Origin of the sequence: Bradyrhizobium sp. (assembly GCF_030697065.1) — a bacterium.
Classification (GTDB): domain Bacteria; phylum Pseudomonadota; class Alphaproteobacteria; order Rhizobiales; family Xanthobacteraceae; genus Bradyrhizobium.
This window is the reverse complement of sequence record NZ_JAUYQU010000131.1, coordinates 1-14,985: the sequence shown is the minus strand read 5'-3', so window position 1 is coordinate 14,985 and position 14,985 is coordinate 1. Positions and strand designations below refer to the sequence as shown.

Genomic DNA, 14,985 nt, shown 5'->3' with positions numbered 1-14,985 from the left:
GGAATGTCAGGTGCAATTCCCAGCCTTGATCGATCGCTTGGTCCATCGGGCCACGTCGATGATTTCGCGCGACGCAATCTCCCGCCATCGGAGCAATGGCCGGAACTGGTGCTCGACCGGCCGGAGTTTAAGTATCCCGATTACCTCAACGCTGCGGTTGAACTGACCGACCGCATGGTCGAGCGAGGGTTCGGCGATCATGTTGCCCTGATCGGCAACGGTCGCCAGCGCACCTACAAGGAACTGACCGACTGGTCGAACCGCCTTGCACATGCGCTGGTGGAGAATTACGGCGTCAAGCCGGGCAATCGGGTCCTGATCCGCTCCGGCAACAATCCGGCGCTGGTCGCCGCATGGCTCGCGGCTACCAAGGCCGGCGCCGTCGTTGTCAATACCATGCCGATGCTGCGTGCCGGCGAACTGACGAAAATTGTCGACAAGGCGGAGATCGGCCTCGCGCTGACCGACAGCCGCATCGCCGACGAACTGGTCGCCTGCGCGAAGACCAGCCGGTTTCTCAAGCAGGTCGTGAATTTCGACGGCACTTCAAACCATGACGCCGAACTCGACCGGGTGGCGTTGAGCAAGCCGGTCCGGTTCGATGCGGTCAGGACCGGCCGCGACGATGTGGCGCTATTGGGATTTACCTCGGGAACGACGGGCGAGCCGAAAGCGACCATGCATTTCCATCGCGATCTCCTGATCGTCGCAGACGGCTATGCGAAGGAAGTCCTAAAAGTCACGCCGGAGGATGTCTTCGTGGGATCGCCGCCGGTGGCCTTTACGTTCGGCCTGGGGGGGCTCGCGATCTTTCCGCTGCGGTTCGGCGCTACCGCGACGCTGCTGGAAAACGCGGCGCCCGCCGAGATCGTCAAGATCATCGAGACCTACAAGGCAACGATCTGCTTTACCTCGCCGACCGCGTATCGGGCGATGATGGCGGCGATGGACAAGGGAGCCGACCTGTCATCGCTGCGGCTGGCGGTTTCGGCCGGCGAGACCTTGCCGGCACCGGTGTTCGACAGCTGGATCCGCCGGACCGGCAAGACTATTCTCGACGGCATCGGCAGCACGGAGTTGCTGCACATCTTCATCACCAACCGAACCGGCGACGCCGTTGCCGGCAGCACGGGGCGGCCGGTTACCGGCTACGAAGCCAAAATCGTCGACGCCGACATGAACGAATTGCCGCCGGGTCAACCGGGCAAACTGGCGGTACGCGGCCCCACCGGATGCCGCTATCTCGCGGATACCAGGCAGTCGAACTATGTCCGCGATGGCTGGAATCTGACCGGCGATACATTTCTGCGCGACGAGCAGGGCCGCTTCTCCTTTGTTGCCCGGTCCGACGACATGATCGTTTCCTCCGGCTACAACATCGCCGGCCCCGAGGTCGAAGCGGCGCTGCTGGGCCATGCGGCGGTGGCCGAATGCGGCGTCGTCGGGGCACCCGACGAGGCGCGCGGCATGATCGTCAAGGCCTATGTGGTGCTCGCTTCCGGGATCGACGGTGACGCCGCGCTGGCGGCTGAACTGCAGGACCACGTCAAGCGCGAGATCGCACCTTACAAATATCCGCGTGCGATCGAATTCGTTGCGCAACTGCCGAAGACCGGAACCGGCAAACTGCAGCGATTTGCCCTGCGGCAGATGGCCGGGTCGGCCGCGCCATCGTCCGGCATGGCTGCCGAATAATAAATTACAGGGAGTACTCTCGTGAGCACGCCGAACGCGCCCACCCTTGCGGTGCTGCCGACTGCCAAAGGTGAAACAGCGGGTCCGCAGATTTTGCAGCCTTCCGGCTGGCCGGCGCCGAAGGGATACGCCAACGGCATGGCGGCAGACGGCCGCCTCGTGGTCACCGGTGGCGTCATCGGCTGGGACAACCAGGGCCATTTGCCGACCGATTTTGTCGCACAGGTCCGTCAGACCCTGGGCAACATCTCGGCCATTCTTGCCGAGGGCGGCGCACGGCCCGAACACCTCGTTCGCCTGACCTGGTACGTCGTGGATATCGAGGAATATCTGGCGAACCTGAAGCTGCTGGGCCAGGCCTATCGCGAGATCTTCGGCACGCACTATCCCGCCATGGCGCTGGTGCAGGTCGTGCGGCTTGTGGAAAAGGCCGCGCGGGTCGAAATTGAAGCCACCGCAGTGGTGCCCCGGTGAACTAATCTTCGCATGGTGGCCGCGGTTTTGTTACTTTGAGGCTCCATCACTGCTGATTCGGCGAGTAGAGCCTCGCGAGCGAAGCAGCAGGAAAAGCGGGCAGGGGCATCTGGCGCAGCAACAAAACTGTGCAGATCGCGAAATACGCGGTTTTTACGCTAGATTCCCAATACTGTCTGCGATGCGAATCAACTTACAGGAGCCCAAATGGCAGTACAGATGACAAAGTCGCAGCTGATCGAGAAGATCTCTGCCGAGAACGAAATCGCGAAGAAGGACGTCAAGGGCGTGCTCGAGACGTTGGCGACCGTCGGTTACAAGGAGCTCAAGAAGTCCGGTGTATTCCTCGTTCCCGGATTCGCCAAGTTCGTGGTGATCAAGAAGCCCGCCACCAAGGCACGCAAGGGCACCAACCCCTTCACCGGCGAGGCCATGACGTTCAAGGCAAAGCCGGCCCGGAAAATCGTCAGGGCCCGCCCGGTCAAGGCAGCAAAAGACGCGGTGTAAAGCTTCAAAAGGTCCCACCCGGGACCTTTTGCATTTCGGGGATAGGGGGCGCCGGCGGCAGCTTTCAGGCTGCCCGACGGAAATGTCCGGGCGAGTGTCGGTGAGGGAAACGACCTCGCGGCCTGGCCTAGGCGAGCGCCAGTTCCTGATACCGCATCGCCGCCACCTCGTCGCATCTGGCGCGGTAGGCGGGAGCACTGCCGCTGTAGCGCGCCACGATGCGGGTCTGCTTGCCTTCCACGTTGCTGTTGATCCCGGTCATCCAGGAATTGACCTCGTTGGATAGCAGGCCGACGCCGAGCGCCTTGACGTGATCGGTCCAGGACGCGACGCCTGATGGCGTGGCTTCGACTCGCGTCAGGCCGGCTTCCCTGGCGTGGCTTAACAGCCCGGTCACCCAGTCGACATTGTATTCGATGCTCCGCGGGATATTGCCGAGCGCCGTGTGCGGTCCCATCAGCATCAGAAGGTTGGGAAAGCCGTCGACCATGACGCCGAGAAAGGTCTCCGGTCCGCGCTTCCACCGGTCCTTCAACCGGGCACCGTCCGCCCCGCGAAGATCGATCTTGTCGAAACTGCCGGTGATGGCGTCGAAGCCGGTGGCGTAGATGATGATGTCGAATTCGTACGCCCGGTCGCTGGTCTTGATGCCGCCGGGCGTGATGCGCTCGATCGGCGTCTCCGTGATGTCGACTAGCTCGACATTGTCCCGGTTGTAGACCTCGTAATAGAAGGTCTCCAGCGGTAGCCGCCTCGTGCCGAAGCCGTGATTTCGGGGGATCAGCCTTTCCGCGATCTTCGGGTCCTTTACCCGGTGACGGATCTTGCGCGCCACGAAATCGCTGATCAGCGCGTTCGCTTTCCGGTCGATCAGGATATCGCGAAAATTTCCCTGCCAGATGCCGAAACCACGCTCGGCATAGAGCTTCTCGAAAAAGGCCTCGCGCTCCTCGTCGGATACTTCGAAGGTCCCGCGCGGATCCGGCGTATGGATGAAACACGCGAAGGTTTCCTGGCATCGCCTGAACATGGCGGGATAGTCGGCCTTGATCCTGATCTGCGTCTCGGCGTCGATCCTGCCGTTGTGCAGTGGCGCGCACCAGTTCGGCGTGCGTTGAAACACGGTGAGGTGGCCGACGCTGCCGGCGATGGTCTGGATGGTCTGCACGCCGGTGGCGCCGGTGCCGATCACCGCCACGCGCTTGCCGGTGAAGTCGACGGGCTCGTGCGGCCATCGGGCGGTATGGAACGACTGGCCCGTGAACGACTCCACGCCCTCGATCCGCGGCAGGGTAGGCGCGGACAGCGGGCCGATCGCGGTGATCAGGAAGCGCGCGCGAAATCGGCTGCCGTCCTGCAGCGTGATGGTCCAGCTGCGGGTGTCCTCGCTCCAGATCGCGGCGGTGACCTGGCTACGGAACTGGATGTCGCGGCGCAGGTCGAACCTGTCAGCGACATGATTGAGATAGCGCAGCGTTTCCGGCTGACCGGCGAAATGCTCCGACCAGTCCCATTCCTCCAGCAATTCCTGCGAAAACGAATAGCCGTAGGAATAGCTTTCAGAATCGAAGCGCGCCCCCGGATAACGGTTCCAGTACCATGTGCCGCCAACACCGGTGCCGGCCTCGAACACGCGCACCCGCATGCCCCGCTGGCGCAGCCGGAGCAACTGGTACATGCCCGACATGCCCGCCCCGATGATGATGGCGTCGTAATCGGGAGCCGGCGCAGTCTTCGTTGAGATCCCGGTGTCGCGCGCGGCGGCCATGTGTTGTCGCTCCCTGCAGGTGGCGTACCGGATTCATCGGCGGTCAAGCAAGGTAATCAGCGCATTGGCCGCCGTGCAACGGCCATTGCGCCAATGGGGCCATGCACCAGCCTAACCCCGCCGCACGCTCGCGCCGCCATCTACAGGCAGCGTCACGCCGGTAATGAAGCTGGCCTCGTCCGAGGCCAGGAACAGCGCCGCGTTGGCTACGTCCCAGCCGGTGCCCATCTTGCTGCGCAACGGTACCTTGGCGTCGCGTTCGGCCTCGACCTCGGCGCGGGTCTTCCTGAACTCCCGGGCGCGGGTGTCGACCGCCATCGGCGTGTTCATCAAGCCCGGCAGGATGACATTGGCGCGGATGCCGTACTGGGCATTCTGGTAGGCGAGTTGTTCGGTAAACGCGATCATCGCCGACTTGGTCGCCTTGTAGGCGACGTAGGGGTAGGTGGTGATGGCGGCCATCGAGGAAATGTTGATGATCGATCCGCTCGACTGTCGGCGCATGATCGGGATCACGTGCTTGGCGGCGAAAATGCAGCTCTTGAGGTTGATGGCCACGCAGCGGTCGAACGCTTCCCCGGTCAGCTCCAGCAGTTCGGCGTCGCCACCGGCGATGCTCACTCCCACGTTGTTATGCAGGATATCGATGCGGCCCCAGCGGGTGTGCGCATCCGCCACCATGGCTTCGAGTTCGGCGTTGCTGGTCACGTCGGCCTTGCAGGCCGCCGCCGTGCCGCCATCGGCGCCGATCATGTCGACGGTCTCCTGTGCCGACTGCACATTGTGATCCACGCACAGCACGCGAGCGCCTTCGCGTGCGAAGGTCAGCGCGGTGGCCCGGCCGTTGCCGATGCCTTCGCCCGGGCTCTGGCCCGCACCGACGACGATGGCGACGCGATCTTTCAAACGCATGTCAGTTCACTCCCGGAATGGGTACTGTTGCAGTACCTCTTTGCAAGCCGGTTCATTATCGACCGGAGATCGCAGAGACGGGAATTTGCTCTGCTTCCTGTCGGCGCACAATCGGTATTCGTGAAACGGGCTGGCAGAGGCTGGATTGCGTTCGACGGTTCGGCCTCCCGGCATGGCCGGGCTCGGAATTCCGCAATACGGAACAAAATTCCGCTTGCATCGGGACAGCAATGATTGGCCATTTCCGGTGATTTCGCTGGCTTCAACGCGCTGGGAGAGTCCTTGCGCATCGTGCTCGATCCCAGCATGAAGGATCGCTGAGTTACAACCGGAACCATTCATGCCCTTGCACCGACTCCTGATCGCCAATCGCGGCGAGATCGCCATCCGCATCAGCCGCGCGGCCGGCGAGGCCAGCCTTGCCACCGTCGCCATCCACCCGGCGGATGACGCGCTGTCGCTGCACGTCCGCGCCGCCGACGAGAGTTTCGAGATCCCGGGACGGGGCGCGCGCGCCTATCTTGATATCGAGGCGGTCATTGCCGCCGCCAGGGCGACCCGTTGCGACGCGCTGCACCCCGGTTACGGCTTTCTCAGCGAGAATTCGCAGCTGGCGCGGCGTTGCGCCGAGGAGAGGATCGTCTTCGTCGGGCCGTCGCCCGAGGCACTCGATCTGTTCGGCGACAAGATCGCGGCCAAGCAACTCGCCCGGCGCTGTGGCCTGCCCGTGATCGAAGGGACCAGCGGTCCGACCACGCTGGACGAGGCAAAGGCATTCTTCGCCTCGCTCGGCGCCGGCGGTGCGGTCATGATCAAGGCGGTGGCCGGCGGCGGCGGCCGCGGCATGCGATTCGTCGAGGACGCCTCCATGCTCGAGGAGGCCTATGCGCGCTGCCAGTCCGAGGCCAGGGCCGCCTTCGGAAACGACGCCGTCTATGTCGAGCGCCTGATCCGCAACGCGCGCCATATCGAAGTGCAGATCATCGGCGACCGTCACGGCGCCATCAGCCATCTGTGGGAACGTGAATGCACGATCCAGCGCCGCCATCAGAAGCTGATTGAGGTAGCACCCAGTCCGTCGCTGAGCGACAGCTTGCGGACGCGCATCATCGACGCCGCCCGGCAGTTGGCAGCCGCCGCGAACTACGACAACCTCGGCACCTTCGAATTCCTGATCGGCGGCCAAGCCACTGCCGGGGATCCCGCCTTCGCCTTCATCGAGGCCAATCCACGCCTGCAGGTCGAGCATACCGTGACCGAGGAGGTACTCGGCATCGACCTGGTAAAATCGCAACTCGCGGTGGCCGCCGGTGCAAGCCTGGCCTCGCTCGGCCTGGCGCAATCAGACGTGCCGGCGCCGCGCGGTTTTGCGATGCAGCTTCGCATCAATATGGAAGTGATGGACGAACAGGGCGCGACCAGGCCGACCGGCGGGACGCTCGGCGTGTTCGATCCGCCTTCCGGTCCGGGCGTGCGGGTCGATACGTTCGGTTATGCGGGCTACAAGACCAGCGCGGCCTTCGACTCCCTGCTGGCCAAGGTCATCGTCCATTCGCCCGGCCCGAACTGGCCGGATGTCGTGCAGAAGGCCGCGCGCGCCTTGCGCGAGTTTCGCATCGCGGGTATCGACACCAACATTCCGTTCATCCGGGCGGTGCTGGCGCATCCCGATTTTGTCGGCAACCGCATCAGCACCGGCTTTATCGAGACCCACGTTGCAGCGCTGGTCGGCTCGTCCAGGGAAATGGCGCGGCCGCTGTACTTTGCCAGCGCGGACGCCGCTAGCGCCGCGGCGGCGGCTTCCAAAGCCGGCGATCTGGCCTCCGCGCCTGTGGGATCGGTCGCGGTGCCGGCGCCGCTGCAGGGCACCATCGTTGCGATCGAGGTGACGGAAGGCGATATGGTTCGTCCGGGGCAGCAGATAGCCATCCTGGAATCCATGAAGATGGAACATCTCGTCGCCGCGCCGCATGGCGGCAAGGTGACCAGGGTCGTCGCCGGGAGCGGTGCGATGCTGATGCACGGCGAGACCATCCTGTTTCTGGAGCCCGCGGAGGTAGCGGGCGACGAGGCGCAGGCAGAGACCGCTTTCGATCTTGACCACATTCGTCCGGACCTCGCGGACTTGATCGCCCGCCATGCCATGACGCTCGATGCCAACCGCCCCGAGTCGGTCGCGCGGCGGCGCAAGACCAATCAGCGAACGGCGCGGGAGAACATCACGCAACTGGTCGACGCGGGTTCCTTCGTCGAATACGGCTCGCTGGCAATCGCTGCCCAGCGCCGCCGCCGCACGGTCGATGACCTCATCAGGAACACACCCGCCGATGGGCTGATTGCCGGCGTCGCCACCGTCAACGCCGGACAATTCGGCGCGCACGACGCCCGCTGCATGGTGATCTCCTACGACTATACCGTGCTGGCCGGCACGCAGGGCCACATGAATCACAAGAAGATCGACCGCATGCTGGGACTCGCCGAGCAGTGGCGGATGCCGCTGGTGTTTTATGGCGAGGGCGGCGGGGGCCGCCCCGGCGATACCGACCGGCTCGGCATGACCGGTCTCGACGGGCCGTCATTCGTGCAATTCGCCAGACTGTCCGGCCTGGTGCCGATCGTGGGCGTGGTGTCCGGCTATTGCTTTGCCGGCAATGCCGCGATGCTGGGCTGCTGCGATGTCATCATCGCGACGCAGAACGCATCGATCGGCATGGGCGGGCCGGCGATGATCGAGGGGGGCGGCCTCGGCGTCTATCATCCCGCCGAAGTGGGACCGGTATCGTTCCAGGCGCCGAACGGCGTCATCGACATTCTGGTTGAGGACGAGGAGGCGGCGACCAGCGCCGCGCAGAAATACCTGTCCTACTTCCAGGGCTTACTCACGGAATGGAAGGCGCCGGATCAGCGCCTGCTGCGCCGCGCGATCCCCGAGAACCGGCTGCGCGTCTATGATATCCGCACCGTCATCGACCTCTTGGCCGACGAAGGCTCGGTGCTGGAAATACGCCGGGATTTCGGCGTCGGCATGATTACCGCTTTCATTCGCATCGAAGGCAGGCCGTTCGGGCTGATCGCCAACAACCCAAAACATCTCGGCGGGGCGATCGACGCGCCGGCGGGTGACAAGGCCGCGCGCTTCCTGCAGCTGTGCGACGCCTTCGACATTCCGATCGTGTCGTTGTGCGATACGCCGGGCTTCATGGTGGGCCCCGAGGCGGAGAAGACCGCGATCGTGCGCCATGTCGCGCGCATGTTCGTGACGGGGGCCAGCCTCACCGTGCCGCTGTTCGGGATCGTGTTGCGCAAGGGCTACGGTCTCGGCGCTCAGTCCATGATTGGCGGCGGCTTCCACGCATCTTTCTTCACGGTGGCGTGGCCGACCGGCGAATTCGGCGGTATGGGGCTGGAAGGCTATGTGCGGCTCGGCTTCCGCAAGGAAATGGAAGCGATCGCCGATCCGCTCGAGCGGGAGAAATACTATCAGGCAAAGGTCGCGGAGCTCTATGCCAACGGCAAGGCGACCTCGATCGCATCGGTGCTCGAGATCGACGAGGTGATCGATCCGGCCGAGACCCGGCGCTGGATCATGGCCGGTCTGCAGTCGGTGCCGAAGCCCGCGCCACGCTCCCACCGCAAGCGCCCCTGCATCGACGCGTGGTAGAGCGCGATGAAATCAGGTTGAACTGGAGCAGCATCGTCACCTCTCCCTTCGGGAGAGGTCGGCGCGTAGCGCCGGGTGAGGGGTTACGGTCTTTCGTTAGGTCAGCCCCCTCACCCGATTTGCTGCGCAAATCGACCTCTCCCCGCTGGGGAGAGGTAAGCCGCATCCGCGTCGACCGATTCAACCCAACACCATCTCGCTCTAATGCGCGGTGATCCAGGCACGGGCCTCGCGCTGCGCCGTCGCGATCTCGACTTCGGACATCAGCTCGGCAACCTCGCGGCGCAGTTCGATGGCCTCGGTACGGCCTTTCAGGGCGGCGAGGTTGAACCATTTGTGCGCGGCGACGAGATTGACCACGCCGGAACGTCCGCTCGCCCAGTACAGGCCGCGCTCGAACAGCACGTCCGGGATCGCGGTGGCCTGCACCGGTATCGCCGCATCCAGATCGATTTGCCCCTGAAACATCTGACATCCCCTTTTTTGATTGTTGGCCGCCCTCCCCCGAGCGCGGCCCCCGTCCACTGTTAAAACGCCTTGCTGGTCCCTCGCCGTTTGCCGGCTTGTTGGGATGATCATGACCGATCAAATTTGAAGGGCAGTTTAAGGTTCGCGATGAATGCGGTGTAAACGCCGGTCCGGCGCCCGCGGCGGCGAAATCACGAAAGTGCCGTTGCCATGCGGGTTTCCGCGCTTCTGCGGAATTTGGTTTACCGTGGCATTTCGCGAAACGATAACCATCGCGGCGATCGCATCCCCGGACGCCTGCGCGACGGTCGCCATCGGCGGGTTCGAAGGACCGGGGCCGGCCCCCCGCGGGGCCGCACCGAAAGGACCACCCTGCCCGGGACAACAAAATGCCCGCCGCGCGCTGCGCTGCAGGTGATCAGGTCAACAGTGTCGGTAATTCTGGACGGGAGCGCCGCGCATGGCCAGCGGGGCGGAGAACGAGGGCGTCGGCGAACACGTCAGGACCAGATTTCACGCGGAAGCTTCGAAGCCGCCGGTGAAATTGCGGATCATTGAGATCCGCACCGAACGAAGAAAACCTGTTTCTTCTGCCGGACCGGTTTTCGAAAGAGCGAGCTCTCTTGAAACAACGATCCAGCCGTTTGACCTGATGTCTCGCCGACACCCTCTTTCGTCGACCAGAGCCCCCGGGGAAATCCGCTCTTGAGAAGCAGCTCGTTCTGAGGGCTCGTGTGACGTGCCGGCATCAAGCCGCCGGCAATTTTTTCAGAAGCGAAAGTTACTTCTTCTTCTTGGCGACCTTGCGGGTCTTCTTCGCAGTCTTCTTCACTGCGCTCTTCGCCTTCTTCGCCTTCTTAGCTTTCTTGGCCATGTTGCCCTCCGATGTAGAGATGACTTGTTCGCTGCGTGCACTCGGGAATCGAAATGCACGCATTCCGAATACACCAACACATGCAAAAAAACAGTGTCTCGCTTAAGGAAGTGTTGACGCACGGGAGAGAGCGCATGTCCCCTGCGTTGGTGGACGACACACCGCTGCATTCCCGCAGCGATGCGGGAAGTGCGCGAAAACGCTGCATCGGCGAATGTCAATATCGCGTCAAATACTATAAATGAAGATGTTTTCGTTGTTCACGCAGGCCACAGGCGACGCGCGATGGAGGTCGTCGCGACTCACCGTGGCCGGTCGAAAATGCGCTGCGCGGACTCTGAGTCGCGATTTTTGGCAACAAATAAATTTTCATGCTCACCGGCTTCACGTCTCATCGGCGCTCGCCAAAACCGGATTTTTGAGCGAATCGCCGGACGCTGATTCGCGAGACATTTCCGGCTGACGCGATGCATCGACATCCATGATGAACGATCTGTTCACGAAGCGAGACGGCGGCGACACCGCCGGCGCCGCGACGCGCGCGCGTTCAGATGCCGAGCTTCGCCTTCAGGATATCGTTGACGGCCTGCGGGTTGGCCTTGCCGCCGGATGACTTCATCACCTGGCCGACGAACCAGCCGGCGAGCTGCGGTTTGGCGCGGGCCTGCGCCACCTTTTCGGGATTGGCCGCAATGATCTCGTCCACCACCTTCTCGATCGCGCCGAGATCGGTGACCTGCTTCATGCCGCGCGCCTCGACCAGCGCGCGGGGATCGCCACCCTCTGTCCAGACGATCTCGAACAGGTCTTTTGCTATCTTGCCGGAGATGGTGGCCTCGCCGATCAGGTCGACGATGGCGGAAAGCTGCGCGGCCGAGACCGGCGCGCCCGTAATATCACGGCCTTCCCTGTTGAGCCGTCCGAACAATTCGTTGATCACCCAGTTGGCGGCAAGCTTGCCGTCGCGGGACTTGTCGGCCAGTCCGGCCAGCACGGTCTCGTAGAAATCCGCGCTCTCGCGTTCGGCCACCAGCACGCCGGCGTCGTAGGACGACAGGCCGAAATCGGCGATGAAACGCGCCTTCTTCTGGTCCGGCAGTTCCGGCAGGCCGGCCTTGATCCCGGCGACCCAGGCTTCGCTGAACTCCAGCGGCAGCAGATCGGGATCCGGGAAATAGCGGTAGTCGTGCGCCTCTTCCTTGGAACGCATCGAACGGGTCTCGCCCTTGTCGGGGTCGTAGAGCCGCGTCTCCTGGTCGATCGCGCCGCCGTCCTCGAGGATTTCGATCTGGCGCCGCGCCTCGTATTCGATGGCGTCGCCGATGAAGCTGATCGAGTTCATGTTCTTGATCTCGCAGCGGGTGCCGAGCGGGCCGCCCGGCTTGCGCACCGAGACGTTGACGTCGGCGCGCAGGCTTCCCTTCTCCATGTCCCCGTCGCAGGTTCCGAGATAGCGCAGGATCGAGCGCAGCTTGGTCACATAGGCCCTGGCCTGCTCGGCGTCGCGGATATCGGGCTTCGAGACGATCTCCATCAGCGCCACGCCGCACCGGTTGAGGTCGACACAGGACAGGCTGGGGCTGCGGTCGTGCAGCAACTTGCCGGCGTCCTGTTCCAGATGCAGCCGTTCAATGCCGATGGTGGCGGTCTTGCCGCCGCCGAGTTCGACCACGACCTCCCCCTCGCCGACGATCGGCGACTTGTACTGGCTGATCTGGTAGCCCTGCGGCGAGTCGGGATAGAAATAGTTCTTGCGGTCGAACACCGAGCGCCGATTGATTTTTGCGTTGAGCCCGAGACCGGTCCGGACAGCCTGCCTGACGCATTCCTCGTTGATGACGGGCAGCATGCCAGGCATCGCCGCATCGACCAGCGAGACATGGCTGTTCGGATTGCCGCCGAATTCGGTCGACGCCCCCGAAAACAGTTTCGAATTCGAGGTGACCTGGGCGTGGACTTCGAGCCCGATCACGGTCTCCCAGTCGCCGGTGGCGCCCTTGATCAGTTTGCCGCTTGCTGCGCTCATGCTCTTCCAGCTCCGAGCAATGCCAAAACCATCCGCTCCCATTCGCTCTCGACCGCATCGGTCGCGACCGGCTTGCCCGCCTGGCGGTACCAGTAGCCGGCATTGCCGAGGTCGCCCTCGACGCGGTGCAGATAGGCGTGGACCCAGGCTCCGTCAGCGCCGGCCTCGTCCTGCGCGATGCGGTGCGCCTGATCCCACTCGCCCCTGGCGGCCCACCACAACGCCGCCAGCGGCGCGGCGAGATCCGGCGCGGGGGCCGCGCCCGACAGGCTGGCTTTGAATTCGGCCATCGTCACCACCACCTCGCCGGCGTGAAACGTCCCGCCGCCTGCTCGATCACCTCGCCGAGCGAGAACAGGGTTTCTTCGTCGAACGGACGGCCGATCAGCTGCAGACCGAGCGGCAGTTGCTGCGCGTCCCTGCCGGCGGGAACCGCGATCCCCGGCAGCCCCGCCATGTTCACCGTCACGGTGAAAATGTCGTTGAGATACATCTCGACGGGGTCGAGATTGGCGCCGACCGCGAATGCCGCCGACGGCGTTGCCGGCGTCAGGATGGCGTGGACGCCCTTGGCAAAACAGTCCTCGAAATCCTTCTTGATCAGGGTGCGGACCTTCTGCGCGCGCAGGTAATAGGCGTCGTAGTAGCCGGCCGAGAGCACATAGGTGCCGATCATGACGCGGCGGCGGACCTCGGCGCCAAACCCCTCGGCGCGGGTGTTCTCGTAGAGTTCCCCGATCGAGCGGCCGGGCACCCGAAGGCCGTAGCGCACGCCGTCATAGCGGGCGAGGTTCGACGAGGCCTCGGCCGGGGCGATGATGTAGTAGGCCGGCAGCGCGTATTTGGTATGCGGCAACGACACGTCGACCAGTTCGGCGCCGGCGGCCTTCAGCCAGGCAGCCCCCTCGGCCCAGAGTTTTTCGATCTCCGCCGGCATACCATCGAGGCGATACTCCCTGGGGACGCCGATCTTCATGCCCTTCACGGATTTTCCGATCGCGGCCTCGTAGTCCGGCACGGCACGATCGACCGAGGTGGTGTCCTTCGGATCGTGACCGGCCATCGAGCGCATCAGGATCGCGCTGTCGCGCACCGTGCGCGCGATCGGTCCGGCCTGGTCGAGCGAGGACGCGAACGCCACGATGCCCCAGCGCGAACAGCGGCCATAGGTCGGCTTGATGCCGACGGTGCCGGTGAGCGCCGCCGGCTGACGGATCGATCCGCCGGTATCGGTCGCAGTCGCTCCCATGCACAACATCGCCGCCACCGCCGAGGCCGATCCGCCGGAGGAACCGCCGGGCACCAGTTCGGTATTGGCGCCCTCGCGCCGCCAAGGATTGACCACCGGGCCGAAGCAGGAGGTCTCGTTCGACGAGCCCATTGCGAACTCGTCATTGTTGAGCTTGCCGAGCATGACCGCGCCGTCGCGCCAGAGCTGCGAAGTCACGGTGGATTCATAAGGAGGCACGAAATTGCCGAGGATTTTCGAGCACGCGGTGGTGCGCACATCCCTGGTGGCGAACAGGTCCTTGATCCCGAGCGGAATGCCGGCGAGCGGACCGCCCTCGCCCCTGGCGATTTTCGCGTCGACCGCGCGGGCCATGGCGCGGGCCTGATCCGGCGTCTCCAGCACGAAGGCATTGAGCGTACGCGCGGCCTCGATCGCGCCGAGATGCGCGTCGGTCAGTTCGAGCGAGGTAAAGGATTTGTTCGCAAGACCGTCACGGGCCTCGGCGAGCGTCAGCGATGTCAGCAGTGTCATTTATCAACCGGGCTGCAGAAGAACGGAGACAGCGTCTTGTCGTTGGCCGGGTCGTCCACCTTGCGTGTCTTGTCGGAGGCTTCCAGCGCGTCGAGCACGGCATCCATCGCCTTGTCGGGATCGGCGGCCTTGCCCTGCCGCTCCATCGCGTCGAGGTAGTTCATGTAGGCCTGATAGGCCTTTTCATCGTCGCAGAGCAGACACATCGGATTTCCCGTCTCGCTAACTGAAAGACCTACTCGACGACTTTCGGCACCAGAAAGAAATGATCGTCGGTGGCCGGTGCATTGCGGACGATATCGTCGGCAATCCCGCCGTCATCGACCACGTCAGGCCGCTTCTTCATTTCCATCGGGGTCACCGAGGTCATCGGCTCGACGCCGTCGACATCGACCTCGCTGAGCTGCTCGACAAAGGCCAGCATCGCGTTCAGTTCGCCCTGCAGATGGGGAACCTCGTCGTCGGTCACCGCGATCCGCGCGAGATGCGCGATACGGCGGACGGTGGCAGCATCCACGGACATTATATAGGGCCTCTGGCGGAGAATTCAGCCCGCCGTATAGCAGAGGCTCCTTTTGCGCCGCAACCGCGGCGGCCGCGTTCTCAGCCGGCCATCCGGCTCAGCCGTGCCAAAGCGGCGCCGGCCAGCGCCCGGGTCAGTTCAGCGGCGGGCATTTCGCGGCCGAGCCGTACCGCCTGCCCGGCCCAAAGATTGGTGAAATCGACCTTGCCGAGCTTTTCGGCAGCCGCTTTCAGCGGCCCCAGCGCGGTAGCCGAATGGGGAAACGCCGGGGCATCCGGCGAAATCGGGCCAACTTCACGCATCACACGGTTGGCA

Annotated in this window: 13 protein-coding genes and 1 pseudogene; 4 read left to right on the top strand and 10 right to left on the bottom strand. The window is 63.9% G+C overall.

What is annotated here, in order from left to right:
• Window positions 1–3: 3 nt before the first annotated feature.
• From Q8R73_RS10780 to Q8R73_RS10770, 3 genes are all read left to right on the top strand, one after another.
• A complete protein-coding gene (locus Q8R73_RS10780; RefSeq protein ID WP_305719531.1) occupies window positions 4–1,695 on the top strand; it encodes an AMP-binding protein in 1,692 nt (563 codons plus the stop codon).
• A gap of 21 nt (window positions 1,696–1,716) precedes the next feature.
• Window positions 1,717–2,169, top strand: a complete 453-nt coding sequence (locus Q8R73_RS10775; protein ID WP_305719530.1) for a RidA family protein — start codon at window positions 1,717–1,719, stop codon at window positions 2,167–2,169.
• 207 nt (window positions 2,170–2,376) lie between these two features.
• Window positions 2,377–2,676, top strand: coding sequence for an HU family DNA-binding protein (locus tag Q8R73_RS10770; protein WP_304744032.1), 300 nt, complete (start codon window positions 2,377–2,379; stop codon window positions 2,674–2,676).
• A gap of 127 nt (window positions 2,677–2,803) precedes the next feature.
• On the opposite strand, the gene Q8R73_RS10765 is transcribed toward Q8R73_RS10770, so the two are convergent.
• Together Q8R73_RS10765 and Q8R73_RS10760 are read right to left on the bottom strand one after the other, a co-directional pair.
• Window positions 2,804–4,444 (bottom strand): NAD(P)/FAD-dependent oxidoreductase, encoded by a 1,641-nt coding sequence (locus tag Q8R73_RS10765; RefSeq protein WP_305719529.1) that lies wholly within the window; start codon window positions 4,442–4,444, stop codon window positions 2,804–2,806.
• Between the two features lie 111 nt (window positions 4,445–4,555).
• The gene (locus Q8R73_RS10760) at window positions 4,556–5,356 is read right to left on the bottom strand and encodes an SDR family NAD(P)-dependent oxidoreductase (RefSeq protein ID WP_305719528.1); all 801 of its coding nucleotides are present in this window, start codon (window positions 5,354–5,356) and stop codon (window positions 4,556–4,558) included.
• Between the two features lie 340 nt (window positions 5,357–5,696).
• On the opposite strand from Q8R73_RS10760, the gene Q8R73_RS10755 reads away from it, so the two are divergent.
• On the top strand, window positions 5,697–9,017 hold the full coding sequence (locus tag Q8R73_RS10755) for a carboxyl transferase domain-containing protein (protein WP_305719527.1): 3,321 nt from the start codon (window positions 5,697–5,699) through the stop codon (window positions 9,015–9,017).
• A 201-nt stretch (window positions 9,018–9,218) separates the two neighbouring features.
• Here Q8R73_RS10755 and Q8R73_RS10750 read toward each other — a convergent pair whose 3' ends face one another.
• The 8 genes and pseudogenes from Q8R73_RS10750 to Q8R73_RS10715 form a co-directional block, all read right to left on the bottom strand.
• Window positions 9,219–9,485: a hypothetical protein gene (locus tag Q8R73_RS10750; RefSeq protein WP_305719526.1), complete on the bottom strand. Its 267-nt coding sequence runs from the start codon at window positions 9,483–9,485 to the stop codon at window positions 9,219–9,221.
• Between the two features lie 135 nt (window positions 9,486–9,620).
• Window positions 9,621–9,800 (bottom strand): hypothetical protein, encoded by a 180-nt coding sequence (locus Q8R73_RS10745; RefSeq protein WP_305719525.1) that lies wholly within the window; start codon window positions 9,798–9,800, stop codon window positions 9,621–9,623.
• Between the two features lie 1,106 nt (window positions 9,801–10,906).
• The gene (gene gatB / locus Q8R73_RS10740) at window positions 10,907–12,385 is read right to left on the bottom strand and encodes an Asp-tRNA(Asn)/Glu-tRNA(Gln) amidotransferase subunit GatB (protein ID WP_305719524.1); all 1,479 of its coding nucleotides are present in this window, start codon (window positions 12,383–12,385) and stop codon (window positions 10,907–10,909) included.
• A complete protein-coding gene (locus Q8R73_RS10735) occupies window positions 12,382–12,675 on the bottom strand; it encodes a hypothetical protein (RefSeq protein WP_305719523.1) in 294 nt (97 codons plus the stop codon). The genes gatB and Q8R73_RS10735 overlap by 4 nt, the downstream gene beginning before the upstream one ends.
• 2 nt (window positions 12,676–12,677) lie before the next feature.
• On the bottom strand, window positions 12,678–14,147 hold the full coding sequence (gatA, locus tag Q8R73_RS10730) for an Asp-tRNA(Asn)/Glu-tRNA(Gln) amidotransferase subunit GatA (RefSeq protein WP_305719522.1): 1,470 nt from the start codon (window positions 14,145–14,147) through the stop codon (window positions 12,678–12,680).
• Window positions 14,144–14,353 carry a hypothetical protein gene (locus Q8R73_RS10725; RefSeq protein ID WP_305719521.1) on the bottom strand — a complete coding sequence of 70 codons (210 nt, stop codon included), beginning with the start codon at window positions 14,351–14,353 and terminating at the stop codon, window positions 14,144–14,146. The genes gatA and Q8R73_RS10725 overlap by 4 nt, the downstream gene beginning before the upstream one ends.
• Window positions 14,354–14,382: 29 nt before the next feature.
• Complete coding sequence (gene gatC / locus Q8R73_RS10720) at window positions 14,383–14,670, bottom strand: Asp-tRNA(Asn)/Glu-tRNA(Gln) amidotransferase subunit GatC (protein WP_305719520.1); 288 nt, start codon at window positions 14,668–14,670, stop codon at window positions 14,383–14,385.
• A gap of 80 nt (window positions 14,671–14,750) precedes the next feature.
• Window positions 14,751–14,985 (bottom strand): annotated as a pseudogene (locus tag Q8R73_RS10715) (2-nitropropane dioxygenase); the annotation flags it as partial.

Bases quoted from the DNA above. Each gene is read 5' to 3' on its own strand.
- Q8R73_RS10735 (WP_305719523.1), bottom strand. From the start codon at position 12,675: ATGGCCGAATTCAAAGCCAGCCTGTCGGGCGCGGCCCCCGCGCCGGAT.
- gatC (WP_305719520.1), bottom strand. From the start codon at position 14,670: ATGTCCGTGGATGCTGCCACCGTCCGCCGTATCGCGCATCTCGCGCGG.
- Q8R73_RS10745 (WP_305719525.1), bottom strand. From the start codon at position 9,800: ATGGCGACCGTCGCGCAGGCGTCCGGGGATGCGATCGCCGCGATGGTT.
- gatA (WP_305719522.1), bottom strand. From the start codon at position 14,147: ATGACACTGCTGACATCGCTGACGCTCGCCGAGGCCCGTGACGGTCTT.
- Q8R73_RS10765 (WP_305719529.1), bottom strand. From the start codon at position 4,444: ATGGCCGCCGCGCGCGACACCGGGATCTCAACGAAGACTGCGCCGGCT.
- Q8R73_RS10755 (WP_305719527.1), top strand. From the start codon at position 5,697: ATGCCCTTGCACCGACTCCTGATCGCCAATCGCGGCGAGATCGCCATC.
- Q8R73_RS10725 (WP_305719521.1), bottom strand. From the start codon at position 14,353: ATGTGTCTGCTCTGCGACGATGAAAAGGCCTATCAGGCCTACATGAAC.
- gatB (WP_305719524.1), bottom strand. From the start codon at position 12,385: ATGAGCGCAGCAAGCGGCAAACTGATCAAGGGCGCCACCGGCGACTGG.
- Q8R73_RS10780 (WP_305719531.1), top strand. From the start codon at position 4: ATGTCAGGTGCAATTCCCAGCCTTGATCGATCGCTTGGTCCATCGGGC.
- Q8R73_RS10770 (WP_304744032.1), top strand. From the start codon at position 2,377: ATGGCAGTACAGATGACAAAGTCGCAGCTGATCGAGAAGATCTCTGCC.
- Q8R73_RS10760 (WP_305719528.1), bottom strand. From the start codon at position 5,356: ATGCGTTTGAAAGATCGCGTCGCCATCGTCGTCGGTGCGGGCCAGAGC.
- Q8R73_RS10750 (WP_305719526.1), bottom strand. From the start codon at position 9,485: ATGTTTCAGGGGCAAATCGATCTGGATGCGGCGATACCGGTGCAGGCC.